The sequence below is a fragment of the Echinicola rosea genome, from assembly GCF_005281475.1.
GTDB classification, from domain to species: domain Bacteria; phylum Bacteroidota; class Bacteroidia; order Cytophagales; family Cyclobacteriaceae; genus Echinicola; species Echinicola rosea.
The window spans coordinates 1,991,268-2,007,500 of sequence record NZ_CP040106.1 but is presented as its reverse complement, the minus strand read 5'-3'; the positions used below and the strand labels follow the sequence as shown (position 1 = coordinate 2,007,500).

Genomic DNA, 16,233 nt, shown 5'->3' with positions numbered 1-16,233 from the left:
TCTCTATTATTGAGCCAAATATTTCAGCAATTATTTTGGCCGCTTATAAACAGGCACGGTACTACAGGGCTCTCCGTACATAATTGACTTTGCTTTTCCTTTTAGTAGGCGCACTACTTCCCCATAGGCAAATATCGGCACGGGATATTTACTACATCCTTTTACTACCACTGGCCTGCCTTCATACTCGACCGGATCAATTGCCATAAGTGCCTTTTGAAATATATATCGGTCCAGGTCTTCTACTGAGCCTACCGCTACATCCTTAGCCACTCCTTCAAGATAAGTCATCGCTAACATAAAAGCCCATGTGGGAACAATGGCATCTGCGGTACAATCCACTGCCACATACTTTCCCCGGTACTGCTCCCAATCAAGTTCTTTTAACGACTTTCTGAAATCCTTTTCCTTTAGTACCAGCTCTTGAAATAAAAACTCCTTCAAATCAAATAATACACGATCAATTCCACGGCCATAATACTCTTCCAAGTCTATGGTTACGATAGGACTGTTTGCTACTCTGTTTATTATTTCACTCATAATGCTAATGGATTTTTCTTTGATTTTAGAACCCTAAATTCCTTCAAGTAGTTCGGCTCGAAGTAGGCAATATCTACAAAATCTTTCTGGGCATACTTCTTCATGGCCAAATTGCCTACGCTTGCTGCAGAATTTGACAAACTAAGAAAACGGGCATTAGGATGATCAATTAGCCCACGCACTTTTGTCGAGCCGTCACCACAAAAATACACTTTACCTTTTTCTAGATACTCACCATAGGAACCTTCCTCGATTATGACAGGCTTAAGCCCACCTTTCTCTTCCATTTCATGGTCAAAAACCTTACTATACACCTCCATCCTCCTAGCATCAATCATAGGAATTACAAATGCTCCATGATCTACCATAGGCAGCACCTGAGACGCCAAGGCGTCCAAGGTTCCGACAGCAATTAGCGGCAGCTGATGGGCATAGGCAATTCCCTTTGCTGTAGAAACACCAATCCTCAGCCCCGTATATGATCCTGGCCCCTCGGAAACGGCCACTGCAGCCAAATCTCCACTTTCCAAACCAGCTTGGTCCAAGAGACTTTTGATCGCTGGCATTAACTTTTGTGCATGTACATTTTCCTGATGGAGCTCCAATAAGCCAATCAAACCTTTTTCCCCATGCAGCGCCACCGAACATACCGAAACAGCGGTCTCTATTGATAAAATCAAATTCATTGCAGCATCATTTGTGAAAGTAAAAATTCCTCACTCCCAACTAAGCCCTATGGCAAAGGTTAAAACTCAAAAACTCCACCCAAAACCATAAATGATCATGAGAGGAGCTTATAATTACTTTTTCGCCATTGCAGGCTGAAGCATCTGCAGGTACTCTTCCTCATCGGACAGGATATCTACCGCCTTGGCGATCTCCATATCTTGGTCAAGCCCAGCCTCTACCACGCCTCCTTCATAATAATACCTGGACACTATTTCGTCTTTTAGCGCTTCTTTTATCTCTCCTTCAAAAGTCACCAAATCTTGCTCCTTATTATGGCTTACGCTTTTCTTCAAAGAGTCAATCTCGCTCTGTATTTCTTCAAAATACTTCTCCTCTTTGGCATATTTCTCCAGATCTTCGATGGTTTTCTCTACCCGAGTCACATAATCATACTCCTTACCCTCTAACCAACTGACGAATTCCTTATAAACGGCATCATCCACTTCAAAAGCACGCGGGGAAGCAATACTATCATGCTCGTAATAAAACTCATTAACAAACTCAAAAACAAGACTTCTGGCCACCAAGCTATAGGTAATGGGTGCATATGTCCTGGCATCCACTTCCTCGTCAGGCATGATCCCTTCGCCATCCCAAACGGTACGGCCATTCTTCGTCTTGAATTCGTGCCGCAGTGAATCGGCCACGGACACCGCCCTACCATCTTCTCCTCGCTTGCTGTAATCTATTTCTTGTATGCACCGACCACTGGGAATGTAATACTTTGCAGTAGTCACCTTTACCTGTGCATTATAGGATAGCGGGATGGTGCTTTGTACCAGCCCCTTTCCGAATGTCTTCCTGCCTACCAACACCGCCCGGTCATAGTCCTGCAACGCTCCGGAAACAATCTCCGACGCAGACGCGGAACGCTCATTGACCAAAATTGCCAACGGGATTTTCTTATCTACCGGCGAACGGTTGGTTTTATATTCTGCATTGACATTATCGAGCTTTCCGATAGTACTCACCACCTCTTTGCCTTTAGGAATAAACAGGCTTACAATATCCACGGCTTCCTTCAGAATACCACCAGGATTATCCCTAAGATCCAAAATCAACCGATCAGCCCCTTGCCCCTTTAGATCCACCAGTGCCTTCCTCACATCATCCCCTGCATTGGTAGTAAAATCGGTCAGTTTGATATAACCAATGTTATCATTTACCATTCCATAATAAGGGACGTTATCGATGACGATTTTCTTACGGGTAATATCAAAGGACAGGGTGTCTTTCCCTCTCTTCACGACCACTTCCACAGGAGTATTGGCCGGCCCCTTTAGCATCTCGGAAATATCAGAGGTCAACAAGTCCACGACATTCACCGAGTCCACCTTAAGGAGCTCATCACCTATCCTAAGCCCTGAAGCTTCAGCTGGAAAATCTTTGTAAGGCATTAAAATCATGTTTTTCCCGAGCCTATTACCGATCATAGCACCCACTCCGCCGTACTCTCCAGTGGTCATGGTTCTAAAATCCTCGGATTCCTCCTCAGGTATATAGGTCGTGTATGGATCCAATTCTTCAAGCATCGCATTGATCCCAACGGTCACCAACTCTTCCGGCTTGATTTCATCCACATAGTAAGAATCCAGTTCCCTAATCAGGGACGCGAAGATGTCAAGGTTCTTGGCAATCAAAAAAAGTTTGTCATTTTTCCCCTTAAAGGAAACCAATACTCCTCCACCAACAACCAGCACCAAAAAAATGGCGATTATGCTACTTCTTTTCTTCATCATCATTACGGTTTGCTTCTTGCCTATCTGCAAGTCGGTTTAATACTTTCTGAACCTTTGACTGAATCTTGTGAAATTCTTCCAGTCCGGGCGCTACATATACGAAAGCTATTAATTTTTTGTTGTTTTTACCATTTATAAGGATGGATTTATTGAGCCGATAGGCCTCCTTAATCCTCCGCTTAAGGTAATTCCTATGCACAGCTTTTCGGATCTTCCTTTTGGAAACAGAAAAAAGTACCTGATTGGTTTCTGCATCCCCATCCAGAGGCAGGTAAATGACCTTAAAGGGGTATAAAAAAAAAGAGGAACCTTTATCAAAAAGTTCCTTTATTAACTTTTTAGAATGTAATCTTTCCTTCTTTGGCAGCCTATAGTCCATAGTGATAAGGCGTCAAGGAACGAACAAATTACTTCTTAAGTGTCTTCTCAGAAGATACGGACAGTTTATGCCTTCCTTTTGATCTTCTTGCTTTGATCACCCTTCTGCCGTTAGGTGACGCCATTCTTTCCCTAAAACCGTGCTTATTTCTTCTTTTTCTGCGAGAAGGTTGAAATGTTCTTTTCATGATCGTTTTAATTTTATATCAGCTACAGAAAGTTAAATGGGACTGAACACCTAATCACCACCTGCTTCTTTTACCGATTTATGTTTTTAATTTTTTCCGCTTTTTTGTGTCCCTGTTTCCAGTTTACCCTGAAAAGGACTGCAAAGATAGCCACGTTTTTTTTATTTACAAATCAGTGGCTTACTTTTGTTTAATGCAAAGCACAAATGTAAATGGAATACCTGATATATCGAAATAATCCCGCCAATCAATTTGTACAAATCGAACTTTCCTTTCTGTGTGAAAGTGATACCAATTACTTCCTACAACTCCCCTCATGGAGGCCAGGACGGTATGAAATCTCGAATTACGCTCAAAAAATCAAGGATTTTTCGGTAAAGCATCACACTGGCCACATTCAGTGGCAAAAGTGCACCAAAGATTTATGGACCTTTAGGTCCAACCAAGCAGGTCGCTACTCCATCTCCTATGAATTCCACGCTTCCCAAATGGATGCTGGAGGGAGCTGGTCTGATGACGAACAGCTCTATCTCAATTTTATCAATTGTTGTTTTGAGGTAAGGAATCGAGAGGAAGAACCTATACATGTACAGCTCATACTTCCAGAAGATTTTGAGGTGGCCACTGCACTGCCAAAAATAGGGGATAATCTTTACGAAGCCGCTAATTACCAACACCTAGTAGATAGTCCATTCATCGCTTCTCCAAGCCTGACACACTACAGCTACCAGGTAGAAGGCAGCAATTTTCACCTGTGGTTTCAAGGTGAAATTCATTTCGACATTCCTCAACTCATCAATCAATTTGAAGCATTTACTCAAAAGCAGATCGCTACTTTTGGTGAATTCCCAGCCTCAGATTACCACTTTCTGTTTCAGCTCCTTCCTTACCGGCATTATCACGGGGTAGAGCACCAGTTTTCAACAGTGATTACCTTTGGCCCAGCCAGCTCTTTGGAGGAAAAAAACGAAATGGACGAATTTTTTGGCGTAAGTTGCCATGAACTATATCACTTTTGGAATGTCTGCCGCATTCGGCCAATAGCCTTGTTGCCTTACGATTTTTCCAAAGAGGTGTATTTCGACACGGGTATTGTTGCGGAAGGAGTGACCACATATATGGGAGACATTTTTTTGCTAAAATCAGGATATTTTGACTTAGAGACTTTCCTGGCCAATATGCAAAATCAGTTTAACCGTGAATTTGGATCCTTTGGCTGGCAAAACCAATCTATCAGTGCCTCCAGCTGGGATCTATGGCTGGATGGCTACAAGGCCGGAATTCCAGAGAAGAAAGTCAGAATCTATAATCGAGGCTCCCTGATCTCCACCTTGCTGGATCTGCTATTATTGGACCAAGGAAGCAGTTTGCACGAAGTCATGAAAATAATGTGGCATAGGTTTGGCAAACCCAACAAAGGATACACCATGCAGGATTTTATCCAGATCGTTACTGAACTCTCCGGAAGTGATTTTAACGTTACAGCCTTCTTCGAAAAGTACGTCAAAGGGACTGAGGATATTTTCCCTCTTCTCTGTAAGCAATTGGAAACGATCAATATCAGTGTCAAAAAGATGCCTCACCCCCAGCTCCTTGCCGCCAATTGGGGAGTACAGACCTTTTCTGATGGCACAGTTTTAAAAATCCATCCCAAAAGTCCTGCTTACCAGCTTCTGATTCAGGGAGACAAAGTAATCTCCATCAATGGACAAAAATTTTCCCAAACAATGTCACTGGAAAATGAAGCGCTTCAACTTCAAATTCACCGCTTTGGCAGATCGCTACATCGCCAATTACCCCCATCCACGACCAATTACTACCATGAATATCTTCTGATTGCAGGAATACCTAACCCCAAACGTAAAAACTGGATGGAATAACCCACTCTACACCAGTCATTTAAACCTGAAAAATCAAGTAAATTACCTATTTTATTTGTATATTACTATAAAACAAAACCCAAAATGACATGGAAACTATTTCAAAAATCGAATTATGGGCAGACACCCACCATCCTAAGTGGATAGATTTCATTAGAATGGCACTGGGGCTATTTATCTTGTACAAAGGCGTCATATTTATTGCCAATACAGGTGCCTTGATGGAAATGATGAGCAATAGTGACCTCCAGTTCTTTAACTTGGCATTGGCTCATTATGTAGCTTTTGCACATTTAGTGGGAGGGTTTATGATTGCTTTAGGCTTGCTGACGCGCTTTGCGATTATTTTCCAAATTCCGATTATGCTGGGCGCAGTATTCTTTATCAATATCAACCAAGGATTCCTTTCTGTATCCAACAATTTAGAGTTTGAATTATCCTTAATTGTATTGATTCTACTCGTGGTATTTTTGATTTATGGATCAGGTAGATTCTCCCTTGACCACTGGATGAAAAACCATCCAAACTGGTAACCCATATTATCAAAAAAGGATGCCCCCGATAACAGGTGCATCCTTTTAGTTTTTGCACTTTTAGGTATCCTAATCCTATTAGAACTCAAAAATCGTGCTGTCCAACTCTTGGTTAAATACCACAGAAGTAATCTTGGCTTCCATGGGTGCTGGCATCATCGAATTTGCGATCACCATTTTGGATGGCACCATAATTCCATCTACCTCCATATAGTCCTTATAACTTACCGTGCCGGCTGCTTCTGATTCTGTCTTCAACTTTAGCCCGGATTCCACACTATAAAACTCAGAGGTTTCCACGCCACTGGCGTCTTTAAGCAATAGCTTATGGGCTGATTCACCCGCTACCTCTTCCGTTCCTCCATAAGATACTTCATACCCCAGTTCCTCATAAAACAACTCAGGAAACACAAAGGTCTGGCTTTTCATGGAGTTTAACTGATCTTCTGTCAAATCCTGCTCTTGCCCCATACTCACCACTTTTCCTTTGTTATCCTTAATAACAGTCTTGGCCACTTGGTTGCCGTTCATTTTAGTAAGGTTCAGCAAGCGATGGTTTTCTTGGTCAGTCACGGCTTTGATCACAAGGGTCATTCCTTGGATTTCGGTTTCCATGTTCATTTCCATGTTATTGATCGCCTTTACCTTATCAATACCTCCGGCAGCTTCGATGTATTTATCCACAACCTGCTTTACGGTCACCTCTTGGGTTACGATCAGATTCTTTTTCTCCACGGCTTCATTGGCCTGGACATCCACTCCATTCATCATCAGTGATGCCACCAATGCAATCATTGCCTTTTTCATAGTTGTTTTTATTTAAAATCTTCGTCCGTCAACTCAACATTAAACTCGAGTGATTCTACCTTTGTATTCAGAGGTGCAGGGATCATAGGAGATTTAACGACCATCTCCATAGCATATTTCACACCATTACGCTCCTGATAATCGGAATAGGTGATCTCACCTGTTTTTTCATTTTCACTCTTTAGTTTCAAACCAGTTTCGACACTGTAATAGTTCACGCTTTTGGCACCAGTAGGATTAGAGACTATTACTTTATAGGCGTTTTGACCATCGATATCTTTTACTCCATCCAGCTCCAATGAATACATCAACTCCTCAAAATGGATTTCAGGAAAGATAAACATATTCATCTTGGCCTCTTCGTATTGTTCATCAGTGAGCTCTTTATTTTGTCCCATTGCTGATACCGTGCCTTTTCCTTCTTCGAGCACCGTATTAGAAACGGTATTCCCCATCATACCTACCTTCTGGCTAAACCTCATGCCCGGGTCGTCATAGGCCATCGTCATTTCGATCACTTGTCCCTGCACTTCTGCTTTGACTTTTACTTTGGCGGTTTCGATGGCCTTGACGGCTTCTTCGCCTCCAATGGCCTTAATGTAATTGCCCACTACTTCCTCAGCGGTCATGTTGGCATCAGTCATTTCGATCTCTTTGGCTGGATCACCCCAATTATCATAAAGGCTAACAGGGCCAAACTGCTCTAACTTGTCCTCAATCTCAGCACCATTGCCCACAATCGTTATGTACATGTTTTCTGGCTTGATATACTTGCGCGCTGCAGCATTGATATCTCCTACCGTAAGTGCACTAAGACGTTGCAAGTAGGTTTTGTAGAAATCCGATGGCAGGCCATATCGCTCGATGTTGATTGCAAACCTTGCCAAGGTGGAAGGACTTTCCAGCGACCGGCCAAAACTACCACTGAGATTTGCCTTCGCTGCCTCTAACTCATCAGCGGTCACTCCTTCATCCACAATGTGGTTGATCTCATAAATTATCTCAGTAACAGCAGAATCAGTCACTTCAGTCCTCACAGAGGCTCCTGCAGAAAAACTGGCCACCAATTCATCGGTCCCAATGCTGGAATAGGCGCCATAGGTAAACCCTTTGTCTTCACGAAGGTTCATAAACAGCCTGGAAGATGACCCGCCCCCTAAGATATAGTTCAGCACTCGTGTATCCAGATAATCATCATTGGTTAATTTCATCTCAAGCGGATAGGCAACATCGATTACCGACTGGACAGATGCAGACCTGTCCACCAAGGCCACCTTATTCTGCTCGGGAGGAGTCGGCACTGGATAATTCATTTCCGGAACCTGCCCTCTTTCCCAACTTCCAAAGTGCGCCTTCACCACTTTCTCTGCTTCTTCCTTGTCAATATCACCGACAATGGCCAAATAAGCGATATTTGGCTTGAAATAGGCCTCATAGTATGCTTTGATATCTTCCAGACCTATGGCCTCAATGGATTCCTCTGTCCTAATTTCTCCATATGGATGGTCTTTACCGTAGACCAATTTACCTACCAATCTGGAAGAGATGGCATCCGGCTCATCCTTGGAGGCGGCCAAACCGGTGAGGGATTGTTTTTTCAGTTTATCCAGTTCTTCCTGTGGAAAGGACGGGTGAAACAGTACGTCCGCCATCAAATCCAATATCTTGCCCTGATGCTCCTTCAGTGATGCCCCATACAAGGAAGTAGATCCTGCACTCAAAGACGCTCCAATAAAGTCCACTTCTTCATCCAATTGGTCTTTGGTCCTGTTGGTAGTTCCTGCCATCAACATCTCTCCTACAAAACCGGTCATACCAGCCTTCTCCTTCTCCAAAATCGGATCCCTGTCAATCACCAAGGAAAAAGCCACTCTTGGCAATTTATGGTTCTCTACTACAAACACCTTCAGGCCATTGTCCAATGTAAAGGTATCAGGATCTTTTAGTTCTATCTTGGGTGCCGGCCCTGGTGCTGGGTAACTGCTTCTATCAACTTGCGCATGGCCCAACGTAGTGATTGCCATGCAAAGGATTAAATATATAATGCTCTTTTTCATAAGTTTGTCCACGTTCATATTAAAAATCAATCTTGAGGTTGTGTTGATTTTGGCAAGTAATACAACACTACCCTTCCGTCAAGGGTGAGGTACTTATTGGCCACACGCTTCAAATCCTCACGGGATACCGCTCGGTATTTTTCCAACACCTCGTTAATATGTCCCGTCTCTCCAAAAAACACATAAGATTGTGACAGGCTTTGCGCGATTCCCGATAAGGTACTGTTGCTGCTCACCACGTCATTTTCAATAATGTTTTGCAGCTTCTCAAAGTCCCTCTCCGAAACTCCTTCTTCCTGTACCTGCTTGATCAATTTATCAATCTCGGTCTCTAACTCTTCTGCCTGAACTCCCATATTGGTAATGCCATACATGATGAAGATCCCTCCATCTTCCAGGTCAAGCGGAATAGCCGCCACAGCCAAGGCCTTCTGCTGCTTATCCACCAATTCTTTCGTCATCAATGACGAGTTTCCACCAGTCAGGTAAGTGGACAGCATGTCCATCGCATAAGAATCAGGATCCTTTTTTGGTGGCAAATTATACGCCTGGATCACAGCAGGGATCTGGATATTGTCATAGATGATGTCCCTGGTCTCTTCTGTCTTGGCAGGTTCTGTGATATTTGGACGGTAGATATCTTTTTCACCCTTGGGAATTTCAGAAAAATATTTCTCCACCCATGCTTTCGTCTGGTCATAATCGATATCTCCGGCAATGGTCAATGTGGCATTGTTGGGTACATAAAACTGGTTATAGAAGTCCATAAACTCCTCCAGTGTCGCCGCATTCAAGTGATCCAAAGAACCGATAGGCGCCCATTGGTAAGGATGTTTGGCATAAGCTCGCTTAAGCGTCTCCGGAAGAATGGTCCCATAAGGCTGATTATCATACCGCTGTCTTTTTTCTTCCTTCACCACTTCCCGCTGCGTATCCACACCCACTTGGTCTATTTTAGCATGGAGCATACGCTCACTTTCCATGTATAGCGCCAATTCCAACTTGTTGGATGGAAGCGTCTCATAGTAATACGTGATGTCATTACTTGTAAAGGCGTTCAGTGTTCCTCCCTCCGATTGGATTTTCTTCATGTATTCCCCTCTACCGATGTTTTCACTCCCCTCAAATAACAGGTGCTCAAAAAAATGTGCAAACCCCGTTCTTTCCGGATCTTCATTCTTAGAACCTACATGATACAGAACAGAAGTCACCACTATGGGCGTGGTGTTGTCTTTGTGCATGATCACATGCAAACCATTTTCCAGGTCAAATTCATGAAACTCAATTTCATTTTGGGCAATGACCGGAACAACCAACATGCTGGTTATTGTCATCATTAAAAAACAAATTTTTCTCATACTTGGGTATTTATATATTGTGGGCTTTTTAAATCTTAAATAGTTGTTTCGTTTTATAATATCAGTTTAAAAATCGTCTTATCATCCTAGCTTGTATATTGATTTCCATTCTTACAAAACCACAATCCCTACATGAATATTCTCATCATTCTGGTAATCGCATCTTTATACCAAACCGGAAAACCAACCTAAACGACATCCTCTTATCAACATTGAGTACTGCGGCCATAAATGCCACTCAATTCGACAAGACCGCTATAAATGTATTTTTAATAAGATAAACTAGCAAATTATTGGTTACTTAAATACATACACCCCATGCAAAACAGGAATTAAGTCACCAATAAAAAGTGCTTTTGATCTCAAAAAAGTAAAAAATGACCATTAAATATTTTAAGGAATCTGGCAAGAAAGACGGAAGTATTCAAAAAGAAAGGTGGGATGCAAGTCACCCCACCCTTCCAATTAAAATTAGCACAGGAATATTAAGAAAAATAACCAACATAGTAAAATATCAAAAATCCATTATTGTTCAACACACTCCTGACCAATTCGTCTTTAAAAAATCAGTATCAACACCCCGTTCACCAAGAGGTATTGAGTACGTTAATGGCACAAATATAAATAGACCAAAAGACCTAATTTATGACAATTATCATATTCCGAGAAAAAACTGAAAAAATATTGCTCGATCCACAAATACCAGATCAAGCGGAAAAGTAAGGGACTACCAGTTTACAAAATGGCAAAACCACTGAAACATGAAAATGCCTCGAATCCCCAAAAGTCCCAAGTGCATGATGGACCTGTATTGAAACCGCATTCAATGCCGTTTAGTTAAGGTTATATCCCTGTTTTCACCTGCTAGGAGTTTCTTTTCTATTTGACTTTATCTGTATGGCTTTGGCCATTTTGGTGGAAAAAAATCTAGGCCGGTGGTCTGCCCATTAAAATGGGACATGGATTTACCCTGCGATGGGGATCCGTCACCCATTTTAATTTCCACCCGATGGCTGGAAAACAGGCATACCAAGGACCGTCAAAAGGAAGCGATACATTTATGGGACTTATTAACTGAATCCGTCTTGCAGGTATAGGGCGTTAAGAAATTAAAAAGCGGGTAGGCAATAAGGCAGGCTTGTTTGACGAAATGCTGACCAAAAAGAATGTTGAATGCAAAAAAGAAGGAGTTTGCATGCATGAGGGCAGGCTTTAATTTTAGGCCAATAGATGCACACCTGTGCGCCGTGGCGTAGCGGTGGGGTTTTTGGGTTACTTTTTTGACCTGAAGCAAAAAAGTAACAACGGTAAAGAGATGAAAACCACCTAGGAATTTAGCTAGAAAAATAACTACCCATGGTAAATTGCCCATCCTACGTTTTCGGTTTTAGCCGCATTTCCCTCCCTATTCCCCATAAATTCCCGCTAAAACCCATTCGTGCGGATAGAGTAACGCCATGATTTTAATGACCTGAAATTTTCCTGAATGAGACCATTTCAATATTCGTCCCCCTAGAAATATGGCTTGATCCCTTGGTGGCGTTTATTGATCCAAATAATTGTAAAAAGAAAGGGATACACCACACATGTATCCCTTCTGACGTTAATCAACACGAGAACTAAAAAATCACCAACATAGTAATAAAAAAATATTGTCTTTAATCTATGCATGAAAACACACCTCAATATTGGTGCCAAGAGTTTCCTCCTATTTATTGCATTAAAAGATGTAGTCTGACCAACATGATGACCACCTAGTGGTCAAAGCTGAAGCTCGTCCATACATAACTAATCCTTTATTAGTAGTTTCTTTTTATTCAAAATCACCTCCTATTCAAACCGAGACGTATCCTCAGGCTAATAAACGTAAACCTCATTGTCAGCATCTTCCTACTCCCTTTTTTTACGTTTTCGTTATGATAAAGGTACCCTCAGTGCGTGCACAAAACTTGCACAGAGTGTATTTTTTATCCATCCACCTGATAATCAACAAAAAAAACAGGGATAAAATGAGGTGAAAAGTCTTAAAATGGTGAATTTATCCACAAAAATCAGTCACTTATTTTCAAAAAATCTAAACCAAAAAGACGCTAAACCGCTTCATTGAGCCATTTCCATTGTGGCAGCCACTCTGGAATAATTGGAATATACGTCCCTCCATAGATGTTTTCTGTCTCTTCTGGGCCGATTACTTTTAGGGTAAAGGTCATCTCCAGATGCTTTTCGTCCACATAATGGAAGCTGTTGATTCTCCTCGAAAAAGCAACTTCCAGCCCCATATCCTTAAGGCTCTCCAAATGATTATACAGCTGCCTTCTACTAATCCCCAAACGGGCAGATAATTCTTCTGGCGAACCTGTTTTTTCTTCTCTCACCAACTTATTGATGAGCTGGAGGCGCTCTATATGTTTGATAAAGTTCATAAGTCCTAAGTCATTAATCCAATACAAAAGTCTGCTTTTGAAGCATTTGATAATAAACTCCTTCCTGAGCAAGTAAATAATGATGATCCCCTTGTTCGACCGGCACACCTTTATCCAATACGACAATCCGATCAAAACCCCTTACTGTTGCCAATCTATGGGTAATAAAAATAACAGTCTTTCCTTTTTTAACCAAAGTTCTGACCACCCTTTGAACGTATTCCTCGGATTTTGGATCCAGGGAAGCATTTGCTTCATCCATCACGATAATCTCTGGATCGCGGTACAAGGCCCGGGCAATGGCTACTCGTTGCTTTTGCCCACCGGAAAGGGAGGCTCCATTCTGCCCCAGAAAGGTAGCAAAGCCATTGGGCAGCCCTTCTATAAAATCCATCATTCCCAATTCATGGCAAATTCCCACGATTTTCTGGATATCTGGCTGATGATCTCCCAATGCGATATTATCGATCAGATTACCCGCAAATAGATCGACTTGCTGGGGCACCACCCCTACTAACCGCCGCAAGCACCTGTGCTCAATATACGAAACATCGTGGATACCAATTTTGATCTGTCCAGATTCTAAAGGATACAAATGCTGGAGAAGTGCTGCCAATGTGGATTTTCCGGACCCACTCTCTCCCACCACTCCTGTAACTTTTCCTTTTGGAAAAGTAAGATTAAGGCCATCAAACACCCTGGCCCTAGAGCCATACCTAAAAACGACATTATGAAAGGTAATGTCGCCAATGGCATCGCTTTGGACCTCAAATTTTTCTTTTTTCTCCTCCACTTCCAGGTCCATTATCTCAAATAGGCGATCTGCTGCGATCACAGCATTCTGCATCGTTTTGTTCATCCCGATTATTCCTACCAAAGGCCCTGTCAAATATCCTATCAAAGCATAAAAAGACAGCAGCTCTCCTGGCGTAATCTCATTTTCCAGCACATAACCCGCCCCTATCCACAATAAAAGAATCGTAAACAGACGGGATATGAATTCAGAGGAATTACTGGAAAACACATTGTTCAATCCTGATTGGTAGATAGAACCGAGCATATTGATAAACTTACCTTCTGTCTTGATATTGGCATAGTCCTCAGCGCCAAACTGCTTGATGGTCCCTACCGAATGAATGGACTCCACCAGCTGCGACTCCAGCTCAGCGGTGTTCTCCATCAGCTTCCGCTCCACCCGCCTGTTAAGTTGGTTGGTCACGAGATAGACCACCAGGTAAAGCGGGACAATCATCAACATGATCAAGGCCAGTTTCCAATAAAAGGTAAACATCAGCGCAAAAGAAAAAAACACGATAAAAACGTTAACTACCAAACCGATGGACACATCATTGATAAAGGCCCTAATCTTTACGGCATCATTGATCCTTGAAATGATCTCTCCCACTCTCATGGTATCAAAAAAACGCTGTGGTAAAGACAGCAAATGCTTGTAATAGCCCAAAATCAAGCGTGCATCGATCTTTTGTCCCGTCTTGATCACAAATACCGACTTATATACCCCTATAAAAATCTGAAAAAGCAGCAGCAAGATCATCACCACGCTCATCAGGTTCAACAAGTTGGTATTACGGCTTATGAAGACATTGTCGATAATTTTTTGCACATATAGGGAAGTGGACAGGCCTAGCACGGTGTAAATCCCTGCACCAAACACCGCTTGAAGCATCACACTTTTATGCGGACTGATCAAATACCAAAACCGCTTCGCCACGGAAACCGTCTCGTTCATGGCCTTAAATTCCTCATTGGGCATCAATAGCACCAACACCCCGGACCAAATCTCCTTAAACTCCTGATGGGTAAACTTCTTCATTCTTCCCTCAGCAGGATCCATCACCTTTACATAGCGCTTGGTCACTTTATAGATCACCATAAAATGATGGAGCGTCTTATTCAGCACCACATGGGCAATCGCAGGCTTGGGCACCTGGTAAAGGCTCTCGAAACTCCCCCGAACACCTTTGGTCGAGAAGCCCAGTTTCCCAGCAGCCTCTATCAGCCCAAGCACATTGGTGCCTTTTTGGTCGGTAGAGGCCAATTGACGGATTTTGGATATCGGTATCTTCAGCTTATAATTACTGGCGATCGATGCCAAACATGCCGCTCCACAATCCGTAATATCCCGTTGTTTGATTTTTATGCTCATGAATATACCTTCTCAGTCGTTTTACATAGCAGGGTTAAGCCAGTTATCCACTTTGTCATACAATAATTGATACAATGAACGCCTTGCCACAAGGAAGCGGCCGTTAAAAGTCATCCCTCTTTTCACATCTCCTTTGACGCCATTTTTAAGAAAGAGCGCCTCTTGCTCCAGATTACAGACCACTCGAAAGGCCACTTGGTTTTCACTGATCATATTAATGTCCTTCGAAATCTCCTCCACCGTTCCTTTAAGCAGGCCCCATTGGTTATAGTTATAGGCGTCCACTTGCAGGTTTACGGGCTGTCCTGGCTGGACAAAGGCAATATCAGCAGGATCCAAAAAAGCCACCGCCTTCAGCGTGCTGTCCGGAGATATCTCCGCGATCTTTTGGTTGGCAAAGACAAAGTCACCCGTCTTAATATTTTCAAAATTGATAATCGTCCCGGACACCCCTGCCATGATTTTGTACTGGTGCAGTCGGTCACGCAGCCGCTTTTTGTTATTGGAGAGTTCATCCCACTCATTTTGATAGTCCCGCAGCTCCTGCTCCCAAGATGAAATTTTCTTACTGTGATAAATATCCAGATTGGCCAGCGATTGCTCGAACTTTGACCGGTACTCATCATACTCCACGGCTGAAATGGCCTTACTGTCAAAAAGCACCTTGGCACGCTTGAGGTCTCGCTTTTCCTTCTCCAATACCGTCTGAAGCTGCTGCACTCCAGACACGTACTCAAAAAAAGCAGCCTGATAATACTTCGTGGTCAATGTCCTCCCCACAAATTCATCTATGCGATTCGGACTAAGCTTCATCATTTTCCTTAAATCACTAATGAAATTCTGGACCAAGGCCTTTCGGCTGTCCACTCCATCAATCTCCAAGTCCACCTGATCGGATTTGATCTCTGCCAAAACTTGCCCCTTTTCGACAGATTCATTCTCGACTATCTCAATCGAAGAAACCCGCCCTGAAACAGGTGCATGGATTTCATTCCGTCCAAATGATGTCTGGAATCGCCCTCTGGCACTGACCGACACATCCACATAAATAAATGGAAGGCTCGCCAATACCCCTGTCAAAACTGCCAATACGCTTAGGTATATGACCTTTGACCTAACTGATATTTTACTCTGATAATACTCAGTGGTTTGATTGATTATAGCAGCTGGAAAAATCGTCTTCATTCATGGTTTGTGTTAAACAAAGAATAATATAGTCCATTCTTACACAAAATAAAAAAGACCAACTACAGGTAAAACACACCAATTAACCGGTCATCCACACGATTAGAACATAAAAATCATTTTAATGGATTCAAAAAACAGAACAACAAACACAAACATTCCTTTCGTAATAGGGAAATAATTTAACTAAATAAAAAAAAGCTGCCCTTCTCTAAAGGCAGCTTTTTTCTAAAATCATACTTGATACAA

Annotated in this window: 15 protein-coding genes; 3 read left to right on the top strand and 12 right to left on the bottom strand. The window is 42.5% G+C overall.

Annotated elements, in window-relative coordinates:
* Positions 1-30 precede the first annotated feature (30 nt).
* The 5 genes from FDP09_RS08170 to rpmH form a co-directional block, all read right to left on the bottom strand.
* Positions 31-540: a DUF2480 family protein gene (locus tag FDP09_RS08170; RefSeq protein WP_137402203.1), complete on the bottom strand. Its 510-nt coding sequence runs from the start codon at positions 538-540 to the stop codon at positions 31-33.
* On the bottom strand, positions 537-1,226 hold the full coding sequence (gene tsaB, locus FDP09_RS08165; RefSeq protein WP_137402202.1) for a tRNA (adenosine(37)-N6)-threonylcarbamoyltransferase complex dimerization subunit type 1 TsaB: 690 nt from the start codon (positions 1,224-1,226) through the stop codon (positions 537-539). The genes FDP09_RS08170 and tsaB overlap by 4 nt, the downstream gene beginning before the upstream one ends.
* Before the next feature lie 114 nt (positions 1,227-1,340).
* A complete protein-coding gene (locus FDP09_RS08160) occupies positions 1,341-3,011 on the bottom strand; it encodes a S41 family peptidase (RefSeq protein ID WP_137402201.1) in 1,671 nt (556 codons plus the stop codon).
* A complete protein-coding gene (locus FDP09_RS08155; protein WP_137402200.1) occupies positions 2,989-3,387 on the bottom strand; it encodes a ribonuclease P protein component in 399 nt (132 codons plus the stop codon). The genes FDP09_RS08160 and FDP09_RS08155 overlap by 23 nt, the downstream gene beginning before the upstream one ends.
* Positions 3,388-3,415: 28 nt before the next feature.
* On the bottom strand, positions 3,416-3,574 hold the full coding sequence (gene rpmH, locus FDP09_RS08150; RefSeq protein WP_112784688.1) for a 50S ribosomal protein L34: 159 nt from the start codon (positions 3,572-3,574) through the stop codon (positions 3,416-3,418).
* A 212-nt stretch (positions 3,575-3,786) separates the two neighbouring features.
* Between rpmH and FDP09_RS08145 the strand changes: the two genes are divergently transcribed.
* Positions 3,787-5,454: a M61 family metallopeptidase gene (locus FDP09_RS08145; RefSeq protein ID WP_137402199.1), complete on the top strand. Its 1,668-nt coding sequence runs from the start codon at positions 3,787-3,789 to the stop codon at positions 5,452-5,454.
* Between the two features lie 89 nt (positions 5,455-5,543).
* Entirely contained in the window at positions 5,544-5,987 is a 444-nt protein-coding gene (locus FDP09_RS08140) for a DoxX family protein (RefSeq protein WP_137402198.1), read from the top strand.
* 78 nt (positions 5,988-6,065) lie between these two features.
* Here FDP09_RS08140 and FDP09_RS08135 read toward each other — a convergent pair whose 3' ends face one another.
* From FDP09_RS08135 to FDP09_RS08125, 3 genes are read right to left on the bottom strand one after another with little or no spacing between them, the layout of a single operon-like run.
* Positions 6,066-6,794 carry a LolA-like protein gene (locus FDP09_RS08135; RefSeq protein ID WP_229683552.1) on the bottom strand — a complete coding sequence of 243 codons (729 nt, stop codon included), beginning with the start codon at positions 6,792-6,794 and terminating at the stop codon, positions 6,066-6,068.
* An 8-nt stretch (positions 6,795-6,802) separates the two neighbouring features.
* A complete protein-coding gene (locus FDP09_RS08130; protein ID WP_229683551.1) occupies positions 6,803-8,818 on the bottom strand; it encodes an insulinase family protein in 2,016 nt (671 codons plus the stop codon).
* Between the two features lie 59 nt (positions 8,819-8,877).
* Entirely contained in the window at positions 8,878-10,209 is a 1,332-nt protein-coding gene (locus FDP09_RS08125) for a M16 family metallopeptidase (protein WP_137402196.1), read from the bottom strand.
* A gap of 377 nt (positions 10,210-10,586) precedes the next feature.
* On the opposite strand from FDP09_RS08125, the gene FDP09_RS08120 reads away from it, so the two are divergent.
* Positions 10,587-10,886: a hypothetical protein gene (locus FDP09_RS08120; RefSeq protein WP_137402195.1), complete on the top strand. Its 300-nt coding sequence runs from the start codon at positions 10,587-10,589 to the stop codon at positions 10,884-10,886.
* Between the two features lie 362 nt (positions 10,887-11,248).
* On the opposite strand, the gene FDP09_RS08115 is transcribed toward FDP09_RS08120, so the two are convergent.
* From FDP09_RS08115 to FDP09_RS08100, 4 genes are all read right to left on the bottom strand, one after another.
* Positions 11,249-11,581 carry a hypothetical protein gene (locus tag FDP09_RS08115; protein ID WP_137402194.1) on the bottom strand — a complete coding sequence of 111 codons (333 nt, stop codon included), beginning with the start codon at positions 11,579-11,581 and terminating at the stop codon, positions 11,249-11,251.
* Positions 11,582-12,299: 718 nt separating this feature from the next.
* Positions 12,300-12,632 carry a helix-turn-helix domain-containing protein gene (locus tag FDP09_RS08110; protein ID WP_137402193.1) on the bottom strand — a complete coding sequence of 111 codons (333 nt, stop codon included), beginning with the start codon at positions 12,630-12,632 and terminating at the stop codon, positions 12,300-12,302.
* A 13-nt stretch (positions 12,633-12,645) separates the two neighbouring features.
* Complete coding sequence (locus tag FDP09_RS08105; protein WP_137402192.1) at positions 12,646-14,799, bottom strand: peptidase domain-containing ABC transporter; 2,154 nt, start codon at positions 14,797-14,799, stop codon at positions 12,646-12,648.
* A 21-nt stretch (positions 14,800-14,820) separates the two neighbouring features.
* Entirely contained in the window at positions 14,821-15,984 is a 1,164-nt protein-coding gene (locus tag FDP09_RS08100) for an HlyD family secretion protein (RefSeq protein ID WP_137402191.1), read from the bottom strand.
* Positions 15,985-16,233: the final 249 nt, after the last annotated feature.